This is a genomic window from Sandaracinaceae bacterium, from assembly GCA_016706685.1.
GTDB lineage: Bacteria > Myxococcota_A > Polyangia > Polyangiales > Houyiibacteriaceae > JADJJE01.
Genome location: JADJJE010000025.1, coordinates 79,157 through 102,471, shown reverse-complemented (window position 1 = coordinate 102,471; position 23,315 = coordinate 79,157). Strand labels below are relative to the sequence as shown.

Below are 23,315 nucleotides of genomic sequence, written 5' to 3'. Positions count from 1 at the left end.
GGACCGATACGAGTCAATGACCCCCATGCAACAAGATGAACTCGCCAAGCGCGCGTCAAAGCTTCTCGCGCTGCACACAGACAGCATTCGGCCCACCCTGGAGGAGCGCGACCCACAGTGGCTGGAGTCTGTCGACCGCGCTGCCGAGGTTCTGCGCGACGCCGTGGCGAAGGACCCGGCCCTCAGCATTGGCTTCCTCGGCGCCAGCCAAGTCGGCAAGAGCAGCATCATCAATGCGTTTCTGGACGAACGAGCACTGCCCTCGGGCGGGGTCGGTCCCCTCACCGCGCAAGCCACACGCGTCACGTATCGGGACAGCAATGCACTGGAGGCGCGCTACCACGACCGCGAGCGGTTCAATCGACTGCGCTTCGCCCTCCGCGACCACCTGAAGCGAAGGGGCGAACTCCCCGAGTCCGCGAGCGCAACGGATGCCGTGTCCGAAGAGGTTGACCCCGACGACGCCGACTTGATGTTCGTCACGGACACTCCGAGCGATGACGGGGGCGCCGCGGGCGATGACGATGCTCGCAACAAACATGTGTCAACGGTTTGCGAGCACATGCTGCGATCCGTCCGCTTGATGCTGACGCAGCAGGATCTGCCCAGCCCTGAAGACCTGCCACGACTCGCCGTGCTGGATGCGCTGCACCTGGTTCTCGGTCAGGCACCGCTCGGCGACCCTGCCGTCCTGGCGCCGTGGAAGCCAGGCATCGCGAATATCCGCGAGAGACTCGGAGAAGCCGAGAACCTCAACGAGGACGAAGATGACCCGCGGCCCTTCAAGAAGCAGCTGCGCGCACGGGCGGCGGGCTGGCTCAGCCCGCTCGTCGCGTCGCTGAACGTGCACCTGCGCAAGCCTGCGCTGCACGGCCTGACGCTAGTGGACCTGCCAGGGATCAAGAACTTTGCGGACGCCGGCGGTGACGTCGCGCGTCAGTTCGTCCAACAGCGTGACGCTGGCGCGCTGGTCATCGTGCTGCGCAACAACTTGCTCGACGAGGGCATGCACGAACTCTTGATGACGGTGCTCGACCGGTACGGAATCATCGAGAGCCTGCTCTGGGGTGCTGCCAAGGAGGACATCCCCCTATCCCTCGTGTTCCTTGTCACGAACGTCGACAACGTCGCCAAGGACGAGTGGGCAGTGTTGCGCGAGGAAGCGCGGGAGAACGACGAACCGCTTCCGTCGCCCGACAAGGTGTTCGCGAGTGTCGCAGCGAGGGTGGAGACGCGCCTCCGTGAACAGCTGCGCGAGGCGCTGGACCAACGCTTGGCGTCCGAGCGAAGCGACGGCAGCCATGAGGCTCAGCTACTGCGCGTTGCTGCAGCCATCGAAGCACTCGCCACCCGGGCGAACGTGCTCTGCGTCTCTGCCCCAGACTACCTGAACATCAAAGAGGAGTCGGGTGAGGGATTCGTGAAGACCCTCGAGGCCACGAACATTCCGCGCCTGAGGGCGCTGTTCCGGGGTCTCGCCGAAGAGCGTGACGCACGCCACCAAAGGCAGCTGACGGAAGCCTTCTGTGGCCTTCACGAGGCGCTCAGCGGTCACATCGCCTCTCAGGCACGCGCCTACGAGGAAGGAGGCGGACCAGCGACGGCGGGGTTCGAGCGATTTCATGACGCCCTCGACGCTACCCGCCAAGAGCTGAGCCGGACCCTTGCGACCCAACGGAAGGCCGCGGGCAAGGCGCTCGATGAGGACGTCGAGCGGAACATCCGAGAGCTGCTCGAGGGCGCCTCCGTCGCGGGACACAAGAAACTCAAGCGCCTTCGCGGGAAAGCCGGGACCATGCACTGGTCGTCGCTGAACGCCGCGCTGGCGCGCAACGGGTCCTGGACCACGGCGGGCGGGCGCTCCATCGACTACCCCAGCGACCTGGTGAAGGCCATCAGCGAGCAAATCGCCGGGGGGTGGGACGACATCGTCCTAGCGTCCGTTCGGAAGACCACCCGCGCGCTGATTCAAAGTGAGCTCGACCTGGTGGAGCAACTCTGTGCGCGTGCTCTCGATCTCGACGCCAAGCTCGTCGAGCAGGAGCACATCGAAGAGCAGCGCGCACTCCTTCGAAGCGCCATGAACTCGACGGTGCGCTGGACCCAGGACCGACTGACGAACCTCACCAACGAAGTGGAGGAGAAGCTTCGCGCCGAGATCGCTCCGCCCATCGAGAAGGCCTGCGAGAAAGCACGAAAGGCGGGGCAGAACCGCGGCGCGGGCGCGAAGGATCGCATTGTGGACGCGTTTGAGCTGGGCGGTGGCGCCGCAGTGGACTCGGCGATCGTTGGCGCGCACGCCGTGCTTCGGCGCCAATGCCAGCTGGTGTTGAAGGACATCCGCAACTCGCACCTGCAGGACACGTTCGACCCCCTGCAGCGCGCATTCGACAAGCTGACCAACGCTGAGCAGGCCCGCGCCAGCAAGCAGGACAAGGCTCAGCGTCGGCGGGCGCTGGCCGCTGTGCAGGCGCACGGCACCGCGCTGTCGGCCCTCGCGCTCGCAGCAACAGAGGCGACGTCATGAGCACGCAGGCAGCTGAACGTTTCCTCAAGGTCGACTCTGCCATGAGCGACCGCAAGCCCTACGACCACCAACGGCGTGCGTGGGATGCCTTGAGCGCGCACTTCAACGCGCCGGGCAAAGCGAGCCTGCTCGTGGTGCCAACTGGCGGCGGAAAGACGTTCATCTCGGCCCACTGGCTGCTCGAGCATCACGTTCGCGCCGGTGGGCGCGTCCTCTGGCTCACGCACCGACGCTCGTTGTTGCTGCAAGCCATGGAAGAAGTGGAGCGGCTTCGAAACGTGGTCAGCCCGAGGGGCCAGCTGGGACTGCTGCGGATCTCCTCGAAGGACTCGTCCTGGTCTCGCGTAGACCAAAGCGTGGACGTCGTGTTCTCGTCGCTTCAGACGGCCATCCGCCCCGAGAACCAAGGGTTCATCGAGCACTTCTTTGAGCAGAGCCCGCATGGCGTGTTCGTGGTGGTGGACGAGGCCCACCACGCTGCGGCCACGTCCTACGCGCGCCTGCTGCACAAGCTGAGAACGGACGGGGCAAGCCTGCTCGGGCTCACCGCCACGCCCGTGCGCGTGGACGCGGACGACCAGCGCCGCCTCCACGCACTCTTCGACAACCACCTCGCGTTCCAGATCGTTCGGCGCGAGCTGACCGAGCGGGGCTTCCTCGCGGCGCCAGTGTTCGAGACGGTGAAGACCGACGTGAGCTTCGAGCGCGACTTCACCGAAGCCGACTTCGTCCATCTCCGTCGCTTCGGCGAATTGGGGCCCCAGGTGCTCGAACGCGTGGCCAGCCACAGCCAGCGCAACGCCCTCATCGCGAAGCACTATGTGGACCACCAACATCTCTACGGCACCACCATCGTGTTCGCCGCCGACACGCTCCATGCACGCACCCTTGCGATGGAGTTTCAGCGACAAGGCGTGGACGCGGACTTCGTGGACTACACGCGCACCGACGCCGCCGAGGTGATGCAGAGCTACCGGACGCAGAAGAGGCCCCGCGTTCTCATCAACGTGGAGATGCTGACCGAGGGCTTCGATGCCCCCCACACACAGACGGTGTTCATTGCCCGCCCCACGCGGTCCGAAGGCCTGTTGATGCAGATGGTGGGCCGGGCGCTTCGGGGCCCGGCCGCAGGTGGAAACGAGCGCGCGTACCTGGTGACGTTCCTGGACACCTGGAGCGAGTTCGACGTGCTCGATGCGAGCTACGTATTGGGCGACGCCGAGCTGGAGCTCGATGACCGCGCCAAGCGTCCACCGAGCGACGTGGGCTACATCCCCATCCCTCCAGACCTGGTCACCGAAGCCTACCGGCTGCTGCAGAGCGTCACCAAGGGCATGCTCGTTGGGGTGCATCAGTGTCTCCCGCACGGGTGGTATGCGTGGGAGCAGCTCTATGAAGACGACATGCAGCGTCGGGTGATCATGGTGTTCGACAACCAGGTCCCCGGGTACGAGACGCTCCTCGCCGAGTTCGCAGACCCCGCCTCCATCCCAGATGACGTGACCGAAGACCTCGCCCGATCATTCGTGCGAATTCACTTCGGGGACCTGCCCGACCCACTGCCCCGATGGCGCGACGTGGCCGAGCTCCTTGCAGCCCGGCGCGCCCAAGCAGGCGTCGTGTACTACTCGTTCGACGACAAGAAGCACTTCAACCCACGCACTATTGCCGAGCGGTGCAAAGCCCAAGACCTGAGGTCCAGCGAGGTGGAGACACTTCTCACCAACCTGTGGGCCGAGGACTCGGTGTGTCGGCACGTGTACCGCAATGACTTCCACACGCTGCGGGATGAGGTGCATCGCGAGTTGATGCGGCTGTACGAGCCCCCGCGGCCGCCCAGTCCTCCGGCCTTGGTGGATCTGGTGCCAACCAGTGCACCCCGAGCGTGGCCTATGGGCCAGACAGGATACTCGTTGGTCGAAATCAAGGATGCGGTGGCCAGCAACTCGCGAAACTTCCCCCGCGGACTCACCGCACCATCGACCGTGAGCTGGTCCAAGCGGCCCATGAAGAGCTGGTGGGGCATCTGCCGCTACCCGACCACCCAGGGTGGCTCGGCGGAGATTCGCATCTCGTGCGCGTTGAACTCGCCAGACATCCCGCTGTTCGTGCTCGAGTTCTTGATGCACCACGAATTGCTCCACGCCGAGATGCCTCACTCCGGTCATGGACCAGACTTTCGCCAGCGCGAGCACGCGTTCGCTCCTTCGGAGAAGGCCATCCGCGACGCGACCGAGCGTGGGCTCGTAGCAGGCAGGTCTCTAGATACCTGGAGGGTCCTTGGGGACCAGTTCTTCGACACCTTCGACAGGTACTTCCTGATGAAGGACCCGTCCGGCCAACCAAGGTACTGATCGCGCCCTGAGGTCTCCCGCAACACTCGTTCAGTGCGACACAACCAGCCCCCCAGATGACACCGGGCGCGGCCTCAAGCTCCCAGGCACCGTGATCCGCTGGAGCTGCAAGTGACCCTCGTGCCCCTTCTCGATTGCCGCCGCGAAGCTGACCGTGGCACGGTCCAACTCGTGCTCACGCGAGGAGAGAACATCGACGGAACGCGCGTCCCGCAAGCCAACCGCATCGACAAGCTGGTGGACCGCGTGCGTGCGGCGTGCGCGGGCGGAAGAGGGCTGGCCCGGCCACGACGCGCGCGACACCGCGTACTACACCCACGCCTGCGGCTTGCTGGGCCTGCTGACAGACGACGGCCAGCCCACAGATGCGGGCCGCGCGCTGAACGCGCTCACCGGCGACGCCGCGCTCCGAGCGCTGGCCGCGCGCGTCGAGGCCAGCGAAGTGGGCGCCGCCTGGCTCGGCTACTGCGGGGCGCGTGGGCTGCAGGAGCTGGACGAGTCTTCCGCCCTGCCCTTCCTGCTGGGGCGCAGCAGCCTGTCCCCCAGCACAGCGGCCCGGCGCGCGGCCACGCTGCGGCAGTGGCTCGCGGCGCTGCGTGCGCATGCCCCACAGGTGCCCAACGCGCGCCCGCTGCCTGGCCACGCGCTCGCGTTCCTGCACCAAGCGCCAGACTCGCGCCTTCCCACGCGCATGCTCAACTGGGCCGAGCGCAACGGCGTCCGCGCCTTCCACGACCTGCTGAAGTGGTCTCCTGCGGAGCTGCTGGCCGAGAAGAACCTGGGCCGCGGGTCCGTCACCCAAACGGTGGCCTTGGTGGAGGCGGCCACGGGCCTCTCGTGGCGCGAGCTCAGGGTGCTGCTGCACGGAGCCGCTCAGCCGCTCCCCGCCCCCGAGGCAGACCCCGACCCGGACGGCGCAGACCTGCCCTGGGACGCGTTCCGCACGCGGCTCTCGGAGGCGCTCCTCGCAGCTCCGGTGGACGAGGTGCAGCTCCCCACGCGCATGCGCAACTTCTGTGCGCGCGAGGGCATCACCACCATCGGAGAGCTGGTGGCCATCCCGTACGCAGACCTCGCGGAGCGCCGCAACCTGGGCCGCAAGAGCCTGCGCCAGTCCCGCGCCGAGCTGAGCTTGATGGCCGCGTGCGGACACACCCGCATCGGCGGAGACGCTGCGGAGTTCAGCCTGGAGGACCATGATGACGTGTTCGCCCTGCTGCGGAGCGAGCTGAGGCGCCTGCCCCCCACCGACCGCATGGTGCTCACGCGTCGGGCGGGGCTCCACGGCGCCACGGCCACCCTGGCGGACATCGGCGACATGCTGGGAGTCTCGCGCGAGCGCGTCCGCCAGCTCGAGTCGCGCGGCATCAAGCAGCTGGCCGCGCGCTGGTGGGTGGCGCCGCTGCGGGCCGCGCTGGAAGCCCAGCTGCGCGACGGCGTGCGGCCCGTGGCAGAGCTGAGCGCCGACCCGTTCTTCCGCCCGCTGCAAGACCAGGCCGAGGAGTTCGACTACTTCCTGGACCGCCTCTACGGCGACGACCTCAGCATCGTGCACATCAACGAGCAGCCCATGCTGGTCACGGGTGGGCGTCGCCAAGTGGCGGACGCCGAGTCAGAGCTCCTGCGCACCGCCAAGCAGCTGAGCTTCCCGGTCCCCGAGGCGCTGGTGCTCGGGCTGGCCCCGCGCTTCGCCAACCCCATCGCCAAGGGCCTCGCGCCCTACTTCGCCGACACGCTGCAGGCGCACCTGGTGGTCACCAGCAGCCCCAGCGGCCGCATCGTCACGGGCATTGGCCACACGCTGGCCAACACCAAGCTGGCCTACCTGGAGTCACAGCAGGGCCCCGTCCCGGTGGCGGACCTCGAGGCCCGCTTCGGGCGCGGCCATCTGCCCAACGAAGCCATCTACGTGGGCATCGGCATGGTGTCGCTCCCCAAGTTCGTCCCGGACTTCTACCTGTGGCAGCGCCGCTTGGTGCCGCTGTGCGTGGCCGTCATGAGCGCCGGCGACCCGCTGCGGCAGTGGTCCACGCCCCAGCTGCTCGAAGAGATTGAAGACCAGGTGCAGCTCCCCGACTGGCTGGGCCACTGGCACCTGGCCAGCATGTGCCGGCTCAGCGACGCGGTGGACTATCGCGGGCGTCTGCGCGTGGCCCTGCCCTCGCGCGACGGCGACCAAGACCGCGTGCACACCAACGACGCGGCGCGCAGCGCGCTCCTGGCCCACGGCGCCCCCATGCTCATCGACGCGCTGGTGGCGAACTTGGTGGCGTCGGCCGGCGCGGCGGAGCTGGCCACCAGCCAGATGCTGTGTCGCCTCCCCTTCCTGCGCGTGAGCGACACCCACGTGGGCCTGGCCGAGCGGGACCTCCCCGGCGGCCTCGCGGCCATTCCCGCCGCCGTGGCCGCGCTCGAGAGCGAGCTGGAGGAGCAGCAGCAGGGCCTCGCCCCCCTCGAGGCGCTGGACACGGTTCACTCGCTGGGTGAGCCGCACACGCAGTGGTCCAGCGCCATGCTGCTGTCCGTGGCGCGCTCGATGGGGAGCCTGCGCACCACCAACACCGGTGCCATTGGCCTCGCCGAGTGGGACCGCGAGCGGGTGCCCACCTATCGCTCCGTGCTGGAGGAGCAGCTTCGCGCGGGGGCAGGCCGGGCAGCGGTGGACAGCCTGCAGGCCGCCATCGAGGCGCGCTTCGGCTCACGCCCCACGCGGGCCACGCTCAACTCCATCGCCCACGGCATCGGTGCCCGCCTGGACGGCGCGTTCGTCCTGTCCGAGTCGCGCGTGTCGGCCACGCGCCCACCGCCGCCTCTCGACCTGCCCGACCCGCTGTCCATCCCGGGCTTCCCGCTCATGGCAGTGGCCACCTTCTCGGCCTTCCTGCGCGAGCCAGTGGGCGACATCCACGCCCTCATCGCGCGCGCCAACGCCTACGTGGCCCAGTTCGAGTTCGCCCAGCAAGACAACGAGTTCATCGACCCGGACGAAGCCCGCGCCCTCGCCGCCGCGTCAGCCACCCTGCTGCAAGCCACCGCCAACGACCCCAATCCCAACCGCCGTCAGCTAGCCTGGGCGGCCGTGCGCTACTTCGAGTGCCCGGACGACGGCGACAACGACTTCGTCATCGGTGGCCTGGACGACGACGCCGCCGTCATGAACGCCGTGGCCGCGTATCTCGACTTGCCCCACTGCACCGTGGCCTGGACCTGACCCCTGCATCATGCCCGCACCCTCCCCTGCCGCTCGCCCGCTCATCAAGCCTCCGCCCACGCACCGCTTTGCCCCGGGGTCGCGCATCCTGGCGCGTGACGAGGAGTGGATTGTCCGCACCGCGCGGCAAACGCGCTTTGGCGCCACGTCGGTGCAGGTCACCGGCATCAGCGAGCTGGTGCGCGGCCATGACGCGGTGTTCCTGTCGGACCTGGACGAGCTGGTGGAGCTCAAGCCCGAAGAGACGCTGCTGGTCCAAGACCCGTCGCCGCAGTACCGCCGCAGCCGCCTGTACCTCGAGAGCCTGCTGCGCCAGTCGCCGCCCACGGAGCCCCACCTGGTCATGGGCCACCTGGGCGCCATGGACGTGAAGGAATACCAGCTGGTGCCCGCCGCCCGTGCGCTCCAGCAGCCACGCGCGCGCATCCTCATCGCCGACGCGGTGGGGCTCGGCAAGACCATCGAGACGGGCATCCTCCTGAGCGAGCTCATCGCGCGCGGGCGCGGCCGGCGCATCTTGGTGGTGGCCCTCAAGTCGGTGCTGGAGCAGTTCCAAGAGGAGCTGTGGGCGCGCTTCACCATCCCGCTGGTGCGCCTCGACTCGGTGGGCATCGAGCGCGTGCGCCGGAACATCCCCGCCAACATGAACCCCTTCCAGAAGTTCGACCGCGTCATCATCTCGGTGGACACGCTGAAGAAGGACGCCAAGTACCGCCGCTTCCTGGAAGCGTGCCACTGGGACGTCACCGTCATCGACGAGTGCCAGCACGTGGCCGTGCGCGGCGCCTCCGCCACGGCGGGCAAGACGCCCAGCAAGGCCGCGCTCAAGGCCGGCATGAGCCAGCGCGCCCGCCTGGCCAAGCTGCTGGCGCGCACGTGCGACAGCCTCATCCTCACCAGCGCCCCCCCGCACGACGGCAAGCCCGAGAGCTTCGCCAGCCTCATCAACCTGCTCGAGCCCACGGCGGTGGCCAACGAGAGCGACTACACCGCCGACGAGATCCGCGGGCTCTACGTGCGGCGCTTCAAGAAAGACATCGCGGCCGAGGCAGGCGACGCGTTCTCGGAGCGCAAGGTGCACGCCCACCACATCCCCGCCACGCCGGCCGAAGACGCCGTGCTGGAGGGCCTGCGCACGGCCCAGTTCAAGACGCTGCGCGCGCGCGGTGCAGGCCACGGCGTGCTGTTCCGCACCACCCTGCTGAAGGGCTACTTGTCTTCCCCCGAGGCGCTTGGCAGCTCCATCGCCGAGCGCACCAAGCGCGTGGACCTTCGCGCGCAGCGCCAAGATGATGAAGGCGAGGCCAGCAGCCCCCACGCCATGCAGCCCGAATACCTGGCCCACGACCGCGCCCTGCTCCACGAGCTGGCCGCGCTCACCAAGCAGAGCCCCAGCCCCAAGTCCGGGAAGTTCCAGAAGCTGGTGGCGCTGCTCAAAGACTTTGGCGTGGGCGACGCCGCGCGCGACGAGCGCGTGGTCATCTTCTCCGAGCGCATCCAGACGCTCGAGATGCTGGAGCGCGAGCTGCGCAAGGCCACCGGCCTGCCCAAGGACGCCATCGGCACCTTCCACGGCTCGCTCGACGACCAGCAACAGCAAGCGCTGGTGAAGGACTTTGGCACCCAGCGCTCGCCGTTGCGCGTGCTCTTGTGCTCCGACGCGGCGTCCGAGGGCATCAACCTGCACTACCACTGCCACCGGATGGTCCACTACGACATCCCGTGGTCGCTCATCACGCTCGAGCAGCGCAACGGCCGCATCGACCGCTTTGGCCAGCACCACACGCCGGACATCCACTACCTGTTCACGCGGCCCAGCAGCGAAGCCCTCAAGGGCGACCTGCGCATCTTGGAGGTGCTCACCGAGAAGGAGCACCGCGCCCACAAGAACCTGGGCGACGTGCAGTGGCTCATGAACCTGCACGACCCGGTGGCCGAGGCCGACCGCGTGGCCGCCGCCATCAGCCAGCACGAAGACCCGGACAGCTTCATCCGCGACCCAGACAAGCTGGCCAGCGGCGAGGGCGCAGACACCGATGACGACAGCGACGATGACCTGGCCGCGTTCCTGAAGACCCTGAGCGACGGCGAGCGCAAGCTGAAGGGCGCCCCCGCCGAGCACGTGAAGACCGCTACCCCGTTCTCGGTCTATGACAGCTCGCTCGGCTTCGTGCGGGACGCGCTCGAAGAGCTGAAGTCCGCCGCCACGGCCGGCGCCGAGGTGCCCGCCACCACCTGGCACACCGAGGCAGAAGGGCTGACGCTCACGGCTCCCGCCGACCTCCAGCGCCGCCTCGAGCTCATGCCCCCCGAGCTGCGCCGCGACGGCGAGTTTCGCTTCAAGCTCACCAGCAGACCGCGCCCTGGTGCAGCAGGCCCTCACCGACTCGCGCAAAGACCCCTCGCGCTGGCCCGAGTGGCAGCTGCTCTGGCAGCAGCACCCCGTCATGGAGTGGCTGAACGACCGCGTGCTGGCCCACTTCGGCCGCCACGAGGCGCCCGTGCTGCGCGTGCACGACGGCCTCCAAGCGGGCGAGGCCGCCTTCGTGTTCCAGGCCATCCTCAGCAACCAAGAGAGCCAGCCCATGGTGCTGGACTGGCTGGCCGTGCGTTTTGCCGACACGTCGCAGCACACCCCCGAGGCCCTGCAGAAGCACCCGCCCACGGTGGAGCCCTTCGAGCCCCTGGCGCAGGCCGCCAAGCTGCACCTGCAGCTGAGCAACGCCGGCAAGGCGCTGGACACCAGCCGCCTGCTCCTGCTGCGCGGCGCCGCCGTGGCCGCCGCCACGCGCCACATGCAGGCCGTGCGCAAGGAGCGCGGCAAGGCCCTGCTGCCCACCATCAAGGCCGAGCAGCAGCGCGTGGCCGCCTGGGCCGCGCGCGTCACCAGCACCCTCGCGCAGCAAGACCAAGCGCTCAGCGAGCGCGGCCAGAAGCCCGACAGCCCACAGCGCCTGGCCATCGCCGCGCGCGTGGAAGACGTGGAACGCGAGCTCACCGACCGCAAGCGCTGGGTGGAAGAGCGCTTCACCACCGGGGCCGAGCCCTACCTGCGCCTGGCGCTGGTCCTGAAGGGGGCGCGCTAGTGGCCATCGACCTGGCGGGCATCCGCAACGTGGGCGAGTTCTACTCGCAGCACTACCTCGACTCGCTCTTTGCCGGCGACGTGAGCGAGCTGCTGGCCGGCTGGGCCCAAACCGAGAAAGACGGAGGCGACAAAGCCCCGCCCAAGCGCCTGGCCGCGCTGGCGGGCCGCTACTTCGACGCCCTCGGCCTGGCCACCGGCAACGGGGACGGCGCCAGCGCCACCACGCGCCTCGGCGCCGCGCGGGACCTGCACGCTCACCTCTTGGAGGTGCTGGGCTACACGCGCGAGCCCGCCGCCGCCCAGCTAGACGACGGCAGCGTGCTGCCCCTGGCGCTCCAGCACCAGGAGAGCGGCCGCCCCTTCTTGTGGGTGCTCGAGGCGCCCTTCGCCGAGAGCGAAGACGCCGCGGACCCCCTCTCCGAAGGCCCCGCCCACAGCCAGTTGCCCACCGCCCTGCGTGACCTGCCCGAAGACCAAGCGCCCCGCCTAGCGCCCGGCAGCTACCGCGACCTGCTGGACAACGTGATCTTCCGCGGCGAGCACCCGCCCCGCTGGGTGCTGCTGCTGGCCGGCAGCGACGCCTTCTTGATCGACCGGCACAAGTGGCACCAGGGCAAGTACCTGCACTTCGAGCTGGGCACCCTCTTTGGCCGGCGCGACGGCAAGGCCATGCAGGCCACGGCCGCGCTGCTGCACAGCCAGGTGCTCTTGCCGCGCGGCGGCCAGTCGCTCTTGGAGCGCCTGGACGAGCAGAGCCACAAGCACGCCTACGCCGTCTCCACGGACCTCAAGTTCGGGGCGCAGCGCGCCATCGAGCTGATCGCCAACGAGTCCGTGCGCTACCTGCGCGAGGTGGCCAAGCAAGAGGTGTTTGGCCGCGACGACGTGGCCGAGGCGCTCACCCGCGAGTGCATCGTCTACCTGTACCGCCTGCTGTTCCTGTTCTACGTGGAGGCCCGCAGCCAAGAGACCGGCGTGGTGCCCATGGGCTCCGACGACTACCGCCGCGGATACAGCCTCGAGAGCCTGCGCGACCTCGAGCTCACGCCGCTCACCACCGTGGGCGCCCGCGAGGGCACCTACCTGGACAACAGCCTGCGGCGCCTGTTTCGCATCGTTCAGCACGGCTACCCGCGCGGGTATCAGCACAAGCTGCAAGAGGGCGATCGCGACGAAGACCACATCGTGGACCAGATGACGGTGGCCCCGCTGCGCAGCGCCCTGTTCGACGACGAGAAGACCCCCATCTTGCGCCGCGTGAAGCTGCGCAACAGCGTGCTGCAAGAGGTGCTGGCGCAGCTCTCGCTCTCACAGCCCAGCGGCAAGGGCGGGCAGCGCGGGCGCATCAGCTATGCGCAGCTGGGCATCAACCAGCTGGGCGCCGTGTATGAAGGCCTGCTCAGCTATCGCGGCTTCTTCGCCTACGACAACCTCTTCGAGGTGGCCGCCAAGACCGACCTCGAGAAAGACGGCCGGCTCAAGGCCAACGCGCAGACCTACTTCGTGCCCGAGGCGGCCGCGGGCGACTACAGCGACAACGAGTTCCTGAAAGACGAGTACGGCCGGCGCGTGGCCCACCAGAAGGGCACCTACCTGTTCCGCCTGGCGGGCCGCGACCGCGAGAAGAGCGCCAGCTACTACACCCCGCAGGTGCTCACCGAGTGCCTGGTGAAGTACACGCTGCTGGAGCGCCTGGGCGAGAGCTTTGGCCCCGCCGACACGCGCCCCGCGGCCAGCGCCTGCCCAAGCTGCCGGCCGACAGCATCTTGAACCTCACACTGTGCGAGCCGGCCATGGGGTCCGGCGCGTTCTTGAACGAGGCCATCGACCAGCTGGCCCATCGCTACCTGCTGAAGAAGCAAGCCGAGCTGGGCGTCACGCTGCCCGCCGAGGACTACCCGGAAGAGCACCAGAAGGTGAAGTATCACTTTGCCGTGAACCAGAGCTACGGCGTGGACCTGAACCCACTGGCCGCCGAGCTGGGCAAGGTGTCCGTGTGGCTGAACGTGCTGCACCAAGGGGCGCTGGCGCCGTTCTTGGACCTGCGCCTGCGCGTGGGCAACAGCCTTGTCGGCGCGCGCCGCGAGGTGTTCCACAGCCACCACCTCACGCAGAAGAACACCAAAGACAGCCCCAACTGGCTGGGCAAAGAGCCCACGCGCGTGCCTCTCGGCACCCCGCGCCCCAGCGACAGCGTCTACCACTTCTTGGTGCCCGACGCGGGCATGGTGGCCTTCGACGGCGACAAGGTGGTGAGCGCCCTCGAGCCCGCCGCCATGAAGGCCATCAAGGAGTGGAAGAAGGCCTTCACCCAGCCCTTGGACGCCATGGACGTGCGGCGCCTGCTGCTCATCAGCAGCCGGGTGGACACGCTGTTCGAGCGGCACCAAGCCCAGCGCGAGGGCGTGCTGGCCCAGACGCGCCAGGTGCTGCGCCTGTGGGGGCAGCCAGCGTCTGGTGCGGCGGGAAGCAGCGTGGATGGCCTGCCGCCCACGCCCAAGGACGCGCAGTCGTGCGAGGAGTATGCCCGCCAGCTGAGCGACCCGATCGCCCCCGGCCAGCGCCTGCGCGCGCTCATGGACTACTGGTGCGCGCTGTTCTTCTGGCCCATCAGCGAGGTGGCCCGCCTGCCCAGCCGCGAGCAGTGGCTGCGCGACATGGAGGCCATCACCGACACCGCCAAGGAGCGCGCGGACACGGGCGGCGCCGCCGAGATGGACCCGGCCCGCCGGGCGGTGGTGGCGCGGCTGGCCGGGAGGCTGCACTTCTTCCACTGGGAGCTGGAGTTCCCCGAGGTGTTCAAGAGCGGCGGCGGCATGGACGTCATCGTGGGCAACCCGCCGTGGCTCAAGGTGGAGTGGCAAGAGGGCGGCGTGCTGTCCGACTTCGAGCCGCTGCTGGCCGTAAAGGGGCTGAGCGCGAAGCAGGCCACCGAGCGGCGCGCCAAGGTGCTGGAGGTGCCGGCTGCGCGGGCGGCGTACCTGAGCGAGTTCGAGGCGATGACGGGGACGCCGGCGTATCTGAACGCGGTGCAGAACTACCCGGCGCTGCAGGGCGTGCAGACGAACTTGTACAAGTGCTTCATGGAGCGCACGTGGAGACTGGGCGCGCCCCGTGGAACCTGGGGGTTCTTGCACCAACCCGGCGTGTGGGACGACCCCCGGGGTGGCCCGTTCAGGAGCGCAGCGTGGCTGCGGCTTTCCGTCCTCGTTCGGTTTCAGAACGAGCTCCGACTGTTCGCAGAAATCAACAACCAGCGTCCGTACGCGTTCACGGTGGGTCGCTCCGCAGAACGGCCTAGTCCCTCGTTCACAGCACTTGCCAATTGCCTGCATCCGCGGACGCTCGATGAGTCGTTCCAACACGACGGCCTAGGCCCGGTGCCTGGGATAAAGGGCGTCGATGAGAGCTGGTTGCTCCAGGGACACGCGTCTCGCTTAGTTCACGTGGACGTGACCGCGCTCGCACTGTTTGCTCAGCTCTACGACAGGCCGGGCACCTCGGCGCTGGAAGCGCGCCTGCCCGTGGTGCACAGCCGTGAGATCCTGGATGTGCTGCAGCGGTTCGTGAAGGCCCCGCGCAAGCTGGCCGACCTGGGCGACAACTACTTCGCCACCGAGCACTTCCACGAGACGAACCAACAGCAGGACGGCACGATCGCGCGCGAGACGCGGTTCCCAAAGGACGTGAACGAGTGGGTGGTGTCCGGCCCGCACTTCTACGTGGGCAACCCCTTCAACAAGACCCCGAACGAGGGCTGCAGCCACAACAAGGACTACAGCCCCATCGACCTGACGGTGATCCCCGAGGACTACCTGCCCCGCACCAACTACGTGCCGGCGTGCTCACCGGGGGAGTACCGCAAGCGCACGCCAGAGTGGCGGGGCCGACCCGTGACGGACGAGTACCGATGGGTGTGTCGTCACATGGTCGCCCCAACTGGGGAGCGAACGATGATCGCTGCCGCCGTTCCACCCGGCGTCGCCCACATTCACGGCTGCCTTGGCTTCACGTTCGCTGAAGCGCATCGCGTTCTAGAAGTGATGGGCATGACAGCGTCCCTCACGGTCGACTTTCTGTTCAAGACGACTGGAAAGACCAACCTCCATGCAGAGGAGATCGGCCAGGTCCCCCTGCCTGGCCCACTGCTCGTTCCGCTTGTTCTGGCTCGGTCGGCTCGGCTCGCATGCCTCACTCGCCCATACGCGAAGCTGTGGGAGGAGACTTGCTCATCCGCATGGGCACCCGACGCGCCCACCAAGCCCGACCCCCGAGCAGGCACCTACGCTCACCTCACCCCCGAGTGGAGCTGGGACACCCCGCTGCGCACCCCCTTCGAGCGCCGACAGGCCCTCGTCGAGCTCGACGCGCTGGCCGCGCTCTCGCTGGACATGACCCTCGACGAGCTGCTGCTCATCTACCGCGTGCAGTTCCCCGTGCTGCAGCAGTACGAGCGGGAGACCTTCTACGACCAGCGCGGCAAGATTGTGTTCACCGTCAACCGCGGCCTCAGCGGCGTGGGCGTCACCCGCGCGCAGTGGGGTGAGATTCAGCACGCCCAAGGGGGCGAGACGCTGCCCGAGTGGGCGGTGGACCAGCAGGGCGCGTTCGTCGCGCCGTTCGATGCGTGTGACCGCGAGGCGGACATGGCGCAGGCGTACGAGGAATTCAGGGGGCGCACGGGGCCACGCACAACGACCGAGCAATGACACGATCCACTAACGGAGGGACGCATGGACAACAGACTGAAGAAGTTTTCCTTCGATGAGAGCCAGCTCAAGGCTCTCGACGACGCCATCACAATCTTGGTGGCCTACGACGTCATTGAGCAGAAGAGCCAGAACAAGGACAAGAACGACGTCAGCTTCTGGGTGCTGCAACAGCGTCTTTCGCGTGCCGGGAGAAATGGCAGGAACTCCACGCAACCGCTCGGGTCGCAGCCCATCACCAGTCGTCTCCACGATGAGATCCACGCGATGTCCTTGACGGTGTTGCCCGTGATTCAGAAGATGACGCCACTGCAGTGCGTGCTGCTGCTGATGGAGTTGCGCACAGCGAGCCCGTATGCCGAGTTTCCGAAGGCCGTAGAGGCCAAGCTGACGGTGAATCCCAAGGCGCGCGACCTCGCGACGCAGCGAGCAGCAGCATGGATGGACTTTCGACTCCCCCAACCGCTGTCGATTGATGCGGTGATGGAGACCGTAGCGAAGGCCGTGTCGGACGCCGAGGGCGCGCACAAGTCGTTCTGGGGCCCGCTCTTCAAGGTGTTTGGTGGGGGCGCGTTGGCAATCGCCGTCGGCCTATTCGCGGGGCCGCTAATTGGCGGACTGGTGGGGACTTACCTCCTAGGACTCTCGGGAGCCGCCGCCGTCAGCGCGGGCCTTGCCCTTCTTGGCGGTGGGGCTCTGGCTGCGGGTGGCTTCGGCATGGTGGGAGGGAGCATCGTCATTGCCACCGCCTTCGGGGCCGCCGGCGCAGGTGCATCGACGATGTTCCTCGGCGAGGGCGGCGACGCAGCGGCACGCCTGGCGTTCATCAAGCACCAGGCAGCATTCGCCTGCCTGACGCGCCTTGGCTTGATGGACCACGAGCTGGGCCAAGGAGTTCCTCGACACCACCGCGTCGGAGCTGGCGCGCTACAGCAAGATCGCAGAAGGGCGCTCCGAGTCTGCCTCCGCCGCCGCGAAGGTCACGGAGGTCATCCAGCAAGCGCTCACGTGGATGCAGCACCTCTATGCCGACGCAACCGGGAAGCAGCTCGTTCGACTGAAGCCACTAGCTTGGGATGCCGAGGTCGTCACCGCGGATGGCGTAAAAGACGAAGACATGCGGGTGCTGCTGGACCGGGCCGCCGAACGAGAGCGCATCCTTTCCGAGTGCATCTGGCTGCTGGAGAACGCCAATCGCAGCTACAACGAGGTGGGCGACCACGCGTCGCTTCGGAGCCTACTTGGACTGCTGGACAAACAGGCCGGTGCGCGCCTCCGCCGCGGCAACGCCTTCCTGCGCGAAGTCGCCGCCGAAGTGACGACGCTGGCGTTGGCCCAGCAAGCCGAACTCGCAGAGCTCGTGACCGCGCTGAACAAGGTGGAAGACCTCCGCGAGGAGCACGACAGGCTCAGCGACATCACCAATCGCTATCGTCAACTGACCCTTCAGCTACGCAGAAGAGTCGACGCGCTCGAGCGTGAGCGGGGAGAGCTGATTGCGGAGAACTCGGTGCTTCGGGCGGCTGCTGCGGCTGCGCTCTTTCGATGCGTGGTCGCCGACGTTCAGCGTATGTTGACGTCACCACAGCTGGGCGCGGGCGCCGCACCCCGGTCAGCGCTCGGAGGTGCCAACCGCGCCGGCGACAGCGTCCTGAATGGCGCACGCTTGGCGGTGCTCTTGGGCCACCCCGAGCACGAGGTTCGAGCTGAGCTCGGACCGCAGGCGGCGAACCTTGCTTCTCGAGGTGAACTCGAGCGAATCATGGAGGAGTTCGGGCTACCCCTCGGCTCGCCCGCCGACGCCGTTCGCAAGCGGCGCCGGACGCTCCTGGCGGATGTCCACGGACAAGTTCGACAAGGCTCCGAAGGCCGTACAGCAGGCGCTCCGCGTTGCCGCAGCAAACCACGAGATCGCGTACTCACTGCACGTCGCGTACGACGCGTTCGCCGCGATGGATGAGGTAGGCGCCAATGTCTGATGGCACGGGAGAGGTTGTTGGCGGGGTGGGAGCAGCCATGCACGCGGCTGCGTGGCGAGAGGGGCTGGACGCTGCGGTGCAGCAGGCGCGAGCGTCCGTGGATCGTCTAGTCGCGGCCCGCGCCAATCAGGGCACAGCGCAGCTCCAGGGCTTCTTCGCCGAGCAGTGGCACGCCCACAGCCTGGAGATCGATGCGTACAAGAAGGAGGTCACGGACCTGTTCGTCCGCATCCCGCAGAGCACCAGTCGCGCCTCCGCTGACATCGCAGCACGATTGGGGGACGGTCCCGTGCTCGAAGCTCAGGTGAAGTACTACCGGTCGGCAGCGGACACGGCCAAGCAGCTCTGGAACCCCGACTACACGTCGATGCAGAGCAAGGTTGTGCCTGCGGACCAAGTCGCCGAGGTGATTGCACGTAGCGCGAAGAAGGCTGCAACGGACGCCCGAGTGCACGTTCGCGAAGCCTCGATGCACTCTGCAGACCATGTCAGCGACCGCATGAGGATTGGTGGGGCTGAGTCGCGGCCACTCAGCCGACAAGAGTCCGAGGACCTCACGCGGAAGGCCCTCCGCGGCGAAGACGTGATGGGACAGCTGGGAACGTTGTCGGGTGAGGAGCTCGCCAAGCGAATGGCGTTCGGTGGTGCTGTGGCGGGGGGCATCGGGGTTGCCATTGCGTTCGCCCCCGCAGCCGCGAAGGCCTTCAAAGCTTGGAAGGCCGGGGAGCCCGATCTCGCGAACCAGCTGCTGAAGGACGGCGGGGTCAAGGCGCTCAAGGCTGGCGGATGGGCTGGGCTCCAGGGCGCCATGGCCACGGGCCTCGTGGAGGCGGCACGCGCTGGGGCACTGGGGCCGATGCTGGCGGACATCTCGCCAGGCGCCGTGGGCGCCATCGCGGTAGTGATCGTGCAATCGATCCGTGACGGCCACGCTCTCTACTCTGGGGAGATTTCCGGCGCCGAGTTCGCACAGCGCTGCGCCACCAACTCGGCGGTCGCGGCGGGTGGCGTCGCCGGAGCCGCGCTTGGACAGGTGTTGATCCCCATCCCCGTGCTGGGCAGCCTGATTGGTTCCGTCGTCGGAGGCTTGGTCGCTCGCGGTGGCATCGCTGCACTCGAATGGACCATCGACAAGATGGCACCTGTCGTTGGAGCACTTCTGGAGTACGCGGGCGAGACGCTCTTTGGTTGGCAGACGCTGCAAGAGGCGCAGCGCCTGTCGTTGGCAGTGTTGGACGAGCTCGGCAATGCACGACTCGCCATCGACGCGGCCAAGGACTTCCGACTGGATGTCATTCCGACGCTTCGCGTCGGAGCGATTGATATCGATGCGATGCGCACAGACGCTGCAGCCATGGAGGCTGAACTGGACGCGCTCGAGGGCGATCTCGGCGGGAGGGGCAAGTAGTGCTTGGAGAGGTACTGGATGAGTTCTTTCTGCACAAACGGCACGGCGTGCTCCTGGGGAGTCATGAGATGATCCCACGCACGCACTCACTGTCCTTCGATGGGCGGTTGCTCGAACGCGGGTTCTGGCTCTACGTGTGGGAGATCAAGAAGGGTGCCCGGGCGCTCCACTACGTGGGCCTGAGTGGCGTCACGTGAAATGATGGGCCTCCGATCACGAATCGTGATGGAGGCGTCGCGCCCGCGCTCCAGCGCCGGAGACGAGACGCCCGCCAGGGAGCTGGCGGGCGTCTCGAGTCAGAAGATGTCGGGGTCGGGGTCCTCGCGCGGGGGCGGGATGGCGAGTTCGACGACGTAGTCGAGGTAGGCGTGGGTGGCCCTCGAGGAGCGCGCGAGGGCGGCTCGCAGATGGCGCGCGAGGCGCACCTCGGTGGAGGGGCAGTCCTCGACGCGTTCGAGTGCGTGGACGACCACGAGGGCGGCCTCGGCGGCGTTGACCACGGCCAGCAGAGCGACGAGAGGAGCGGCCTCTGGGGCGTAGTGGATCACGCGAGGGTCGAGGGATTCACCGCTTGCGGCCCCCTGCACGTGCGGGAGTCGGAGTGGCGAACACCTCGAGGAAGAGCTTCTCGTCGAGCCTCGGGAGGTCGCGCTCGGCGGCTGCGCGCGACGCGCCATCGTGACCACCTGGATCGGCGCATCGTGACCACCGAGATCGGCGCATCGTGACCGCCAAGATCGGCATCGTGACCACCTGGATCGGCATCGTGACCAGGTAGATCGGGATGGTGATCGCGTGGATCGGCATCGTGACCACCTGGATCACGATGGTGACCACAGGGGTCACGGCGGGGTGCTGGCCGGCGAGCGAGGATCATCCTCGGCGCCGAGGCAGTCGAGCGACGTCAGGTCGAGCAGGGAGTCACTGGCCTCGAAGGAGGCCGAGATGGCGACTGAGCGACTGGTCATGCGAAACGTAAAAGAGATTCTGCGGGCGAAGTGGGAGCTGGGGCTCTCGAACCGCCAAACGGCCAAGAGCGCACGCGTGAGCCCGGCGTCGGTGGTGAACGTGGTGCGGCGCGCGAGATCGGCGGGGCTCAACACCTACGCGGAGGTCGTCGCGCTCGACGAGGCTGACCTCGAGGTGCGCCTGTACGCGGACGACGGATCTGGGGCGGCGTTCCCACGAGTCGAGCCGGACTGCGCGTGGATCCATCGAGAGCGCGTGAGGCCGGGCGTGACGCTGGATCTGCTCCACCAGGAGTACCTGGTTCAGCACCCGGGCGGGCTCCAGTACACGGCGTTCTGCGAGCGCTATCGCGCCTTCCTGAAGCGTCGACAGCTGTCCATGCGGCAGCACCACGTCGCCGGCGACAAGATGTTCGTCGACTACTCGGGCAAGAGGCCGCAGCTTGTCGATCGAGCGACGGGCGAGGTGCGCGAAGTCGAGTTGTTCGTGGCCGTGCTCGGCGCCTCCAACTACTCATTCGCGGAGGCCACGCACACGCAGCGCGTGCGCGACTTCGTCGGGTCGCACGTGCGGGCGTTCGCGTTCTTTGAAGGCGTCGCCCGCGCCGTGGTGCCGGACAACCTGAAGAGCGGCGTCACGCGGGCATGCATCTACGAGCCCACGATCCAGCGCAGCTATCAACACATGGCCGAGCATTACGGCACCGTCATCCTGCCTGCGCGGGCTCGAAAGCCACGCGACAAGGCGAAGGTCGAGGGCGCCGTGCGCATCGTTCAGCGATGGGTCCTCGGCCGCTTGCGCAACCGCGTCTTCCATTCGCTCACCGAGCTCAACGCCGCCATCCGCGAGTGCGTCGACGACCTGAATCGCAGGCGCATGCGCACGTACGGGAAGAGCCGCCTCGAGATGTTCGAGCAGCATGAGCGGGCGACGCTGCTCCCGCTTCCGCAAGACCTCTTCGAGATCACCGAGTGGAGGATGGCCAAGGTGAACATCGACTACCACGTGGAGTTCGACGGGCGCCTGTACTCCGTGCCGTACCGCCATGTGGGCGAGGAGGTGTGGGTCCGCGCCACGCCGACGGCCGTGGAAGTGCTGCTCGGGAACCGGCGCATCGCAGCCCATGCGCGCAACGGCAGCAAGCGCGTGTCGACGATCCCCGACCACATGCCGAGCGCGCACCGCGCACACGCGGAGTGGACCCCATCAAGGATCTTGTCGTGGGCATCCAAGCTCGGTCCCGAGACCAACGCGCTCTGCGCCGCGATCCTGGCCGACCGACCACACCCCGAGCAGGGCTTTCGCTCTTGCCTCGGGATCTTGCGGCTCGCGAAGAAGTACGACGACGCCCGCGTGGAGGCCGCGTGCGCGCGCTGTATGCGCGTCGGCGTGCGCTCGTATCGGAGCGTCGAGTCGGTGCTCCGACATGGCCTCGACGCGGTCGCGATCGACGACCTCGCAGGCGACACCGAGACCCCCATCGACCACGCGAACGTGCGCGGTCGGGACTACTACCTGAACTGAGAACGAGGACCTGAAACAAGCCATGATGACCGAACCCACGATCGAGAAACTCCGAGCGCTGAAGCTCTACGCGATGACCACCGCGTGGATCTTGCAGCGCACCGACCCCTCCATGGGCGAGCTTCCCTTCGACGAGCGGCTCGCGCTGCTGGTCGAAGCAGAGGCGCTCTCTCGCGAGAACACACGCCTCGCCAAGCTCATGCGCGAAGCCAAGCTCAGGATCCCGAACGCATGCATGGAGGATGTGGACTACGCGCCACGTCGACAGCTCGACAAGGCGCAGCTACGGCAGCTCGGGACCGGGCGCTGGATCGCCGAGCGCCAGAACGTGCTCATCACCGGAATGACCGGCGTCGGCAAGAGCTACCTCGGGTGTGCGCTCGGCCAGCTCGCGTGCCGCCTCGGCTTCCGTGTCCTCTACCGACGTGTGCCAAGGCTCTTTGAGGAGCTCGCCATCGCGCACGTCGATGGCAGCTACGTGCGGCTACTTGCCCGCCTCGCGAAGACCGACGTCCTGATCCTGGACGACTGGGGTCTCGCGCCCATGACCGACCAGCAGCGGCGCGACATCCTCGAGATCCTAGAGGACCGCCACGGCAGCCGATCCACCATCGTCACCAGCCAGCTCCCGGTCGAAAACTGGCACGACTACATCGCCCACCCGACCATCGCCGACGCCGTGCTCGACCGTCTCGTGCACAACGCCCACAAGGTCTCCATGAAGGGGCCCTCTCGCCGAAAGGAGAACGCTCAAGCCCACTCCTGACGACTCTGCTCGTCGCTCCGCTCCGACACGTGATCACGATGCCCGATCACGGTGATCACGATGCGGCGATCTTGGTGATCACGATGCGCGGAATGCGCAGCGGGGCGGACAGTGTTCAGGCTAGTCGGGGGATACGCGATAGCCGGCGGTGGTCCCGCGGCGGCTCGGCGTGGTGCGCGCACCCCCGTGTTGTCTGGCATGGGCGGCGCCCCGGCGGCGTCGAGCAGGTGGTCAAGGCAGGCGGCGAGTTCATCACGACCAGCGGGCTCGAGTTTGAGTCGCCGCCGGCAGCCGGAGCCGAGGAGGCGGGGGGGGGCGCGGAGGGGTCACAGGAAGGCGGCCATCGCCGGCGAAGACGCGACAAGGAGGAGGGAGGGCGCGCGGCGGTTGCTGGCGGGAGAGACGCAGCTCGGTGAAGACGCCGGAGATCATCTCCTGGGCCTCGTCGACGATCAGGACGGGCCGAGTGAGGGTGGTGGCGATGTGCTCGCTCCACTTCTCGCGCAGCGTCTTGAATCCGGCCCACCGGTTGTGACCATGCAGGCTCACCCCGAAGATGTCGCCGGTTTCGCGATAGAAGTCGGAGGCGCGTCCGATTGGGCGCTCGATGGTGCCGACGATGAGGTCTTGGCGGCGGCGGAGCCGCTCTTCGAGGACACGCAGAGCGATGGACTTCCCGGAGCCCGGGTCTCCCGGTGACCATGGCGAATCCTCCATCTGTCAGGCTGAATTGACACGCCGACAGAAGGCATCGACGGCCGGCGAGACGAAGAGCGCGTC

Annotated in this window: 14 protein-coding genes; 9 read left to right on the top strand and 5 right to left on the bottom strand. The window is 67.7% G+C overall.

The window, feature by feature from the left end:
- The first annotated feature begins 25 nt into the window (after window positions 1-25).
- The 5 genes from IPI43_25475 (at window position 26) to IPI43_25455 (ending at window position 15,889) form a co-directional block, all read left to right on the top strand.
- The gene (locus IPI43_25475) at window positions 26-2,527 is read left to right on the top strand and encodes a dynamin family protein (protein ID MBK7777436.1); all 2,502 of its coding nucleotides are present in this window, start codon (window positions 26-28) and stop codon (window positions 2,525-2,527) included.
- Between the two features lie 41 nt (window positions 2,528-2,568).
- On the top strand, window positions 2,569-4,881 hold the full coding sequence (locus IPI43_25470; GenBank protein ID MBK7777435.1) for a DEAD/DEAH box helicase family protein: 2,313 nt from the start codon (window positions 2,569-2,571) through the stop codon (window positions 4,879-4,881).
- A gap of 250 nt (window positions 4,882-5,131) precedes the next feature.
- Window positions 5,132-8,092, top strand: a complete 2,961-nt coding sequence (locus tag IPI43_25465) for a hypothetical protein (protein ID MBK7777434.1) — start codon at window positions 5,132-5,134, stop codon at window positions 8,090-8,092.
- A gap of 10 nt (window positions 8,093-8,102) precedes the next feature.
- Window positions 8,103-12,950 (top strand): hypothetical protein, encoded by a 4,848-nt coding sequence (locus tag IPI43_25460; protein ID MBK7777433.1) that lies wholly within the window; start codon window positions 8,103-8,105, stop codon window positions 12,948-12,950.
- Window positions 12,947-15,889, top strand: a complete 2,943-nt coding sequence (locus IPI43_25455; protein MBK7777432.1) for a hypothetical protein — start codon at window positions 12,947-12,949, stop codon at window positions 15,887-15,889. The genes IPI43_25460 and IPI43_25455 overlap by 4 nt, the downstream gene beginning before the upstream one ends.
- 9 nt (window positions 15,890-15,898) lie before the next feature.
- On the opposite strand, the gene IPI43_25450 is transcribed toward IPI43_25455, so the two are convergent.
- Complete coding sequence (locus IPI43_25450; GenBank protein ID MBK7777431.1) at window positions 15,899-16,153, bottom strand: hypothetical protein; 255 nt, start codon at window positions 16,151-16,153, stop codon at window positions 15,899-15,901.
- Window positions 16,154-16,525: 372 nt separating this feature from the next.
- Entirely contained in the window at window positions 16,526-16,780 is a 255-nt protein-coding gene (locus tag IPI43_25445; protein MBK7777430.1) for a hypothetical protein, read from the bottom strand.
- Between the two features lie 121 nt (window positions 16,781-16,901).
- Between IPI43_25445 and IPI43_25440 the strand changes: the two genes are divergently transcribed.
- Together IPI43_25440 and IPI43_25435 are read left to right on the top strand one after the other, a co-directional pair.
- On the top strand, window positions 16,902-17,849 hold the full coding sequence (locus tag IPI43_25440; protein MBK7777429.1) for a hypothetical protein: 948 nt from the start codon (window positions 16,902-16,904) through the stop codon (window positions 17,847-17,849).
- A gap of 116 nt (window positions 17,850-17,965) precedes the next feature.
- On the top strand, window positions 17,966-19,276 hold the full coding sequence (locus IPI43_25435; GenBank protein ID MBK7777428.1) for a hypothetical protein: 1,311 nt from the start codon (window positions 17,966-17,968) through the stop codon (window positions 19,274-19,276).
- A gap of 296 nt (window positions 19,277-19,572) precedes the next feature.
- Here the strand turns inward: IPI43_25435 and IPI43_25430 are convergent, their stop codons facing one another.
- Window positions 19,573-19,824: a hypothetical protein gene (locus tag IPI43_25430; protein ID MBK7777427.1), complete on the bottom strand. Its 252-nt coding sequence runs from the start codon at window positions 19,822-19,824 to the stop codon at window positions 19,573-19,575.
- Between the two features lie 16 nt (window positions 19,825-19,840).
- On the bottom strand, window positions 19,841-20,113 hold the full coding sequence (locus IPI43_25425; GenBank protein MBK7777426.1) for a hypothetical protein: 273 nt from the start codon (window positions 20,111-20,113) through the stop codon (window positions 19,841-19,843).
- A 108-nt stretch (window positions 20,114-20,221) separates the two neighbouring features.
- Between IPI43_25425 and IPI43_25420 the strand changes: the two genes are divergently transcribed.
- Together IPI43_25420 and IPI43_25415 are read left to right on the top strand one after the other, a co-directional pair.
- Complete coding sequence (locus IPI43_25420) at window positions 20,222-21,769, top strand: IS21 family transposase (GenBank protein MBK7777425.1); 1,548 nt, start codon at window positions 20,222-20,224, stop codon at window positions 21,767-21,769.
- Between the two features lie 22 nt (window positions 21,770-21,791).
- Complete coding sequence (locus tag IPI43_25415) at window positions 21,792-22,535, top strand: ATP-binding protein (GenBank protein ID MBK7777424.1); 744 nt, start codon at window positions 21,792-21,794, stop codon at window positions 22,533-22,535.
- Between the two features lie 252 nt (window positions 22,536-22,787).
- Here the strand turns inward: IPI43_25415 and IPI43_25410 are convergent, their stop codons facing one another.
- Window positions 22,788-23,252 (bottom strand): ATP-binding protein, encoded by a 465-nt coding sequence (locus IPI43_25410; GenBank protein ID MBK7777423.1) that lies wholly within the window; start codon window positions 23,250-23,252, stop codon window positions 22,788-22,790.
- Window positions 23,253-23,315: the final 63 nt, after the last annotated feature.

Excerpts from the sequence above, each read along its gene's own strand:
- IPI43_25475 (MBK7777436.1), top strand. The coding sequence starts at position 26 with ATGCAACAAGATGAACTCGCCAAGCGCGCGTCAAAGCTTCTCGCGCTG.
- IPI43_25470 (MBK7777435.1), top strand. The coding sequence starts at position 2,569 with ATGAGCGACCGCAAGCCCTACGACCACCAACGGCGTGCGTGGGATGCC.
- IPI43_25460 (MBK7777433.1), top strand. The coding sequence starts at position 8,103 with ATGCCCGCACCCTCCCCTGCCGCTCGCCCGCTCATCAAGCCTCCGCCC.
- IPI43_25440 (MBK7777429.1), top strand. The coding sequence starts at position 16,902 with ATGCAGCACCTCTATGCCGACGCAACCGGGAAGCAGCTCGTTCGACTG.
- IPI43_25420 (MBK7777425.1), top strand. The coding sequence starts at position 20,222 with ATGGCGACTGAGCGACTGGTCATGCGAAACGTAAAAGAGATTCTGCGG.
- IPI43_25415 (MBK7777424.1), top strand. The coding sequence starts at position 21,792 with ATGATGACCGAACCCACGATCGAGAAACTCCGAGCGCTGAAGCTCTAC.
- IPI43_25410 (MBK7777423.1), bottom strand. The coding sequence starts at position 23,252 with ATGGAGGATTCGCCATGGTCACCGGGAGACCCGGGCTCCGGGAAGTCC.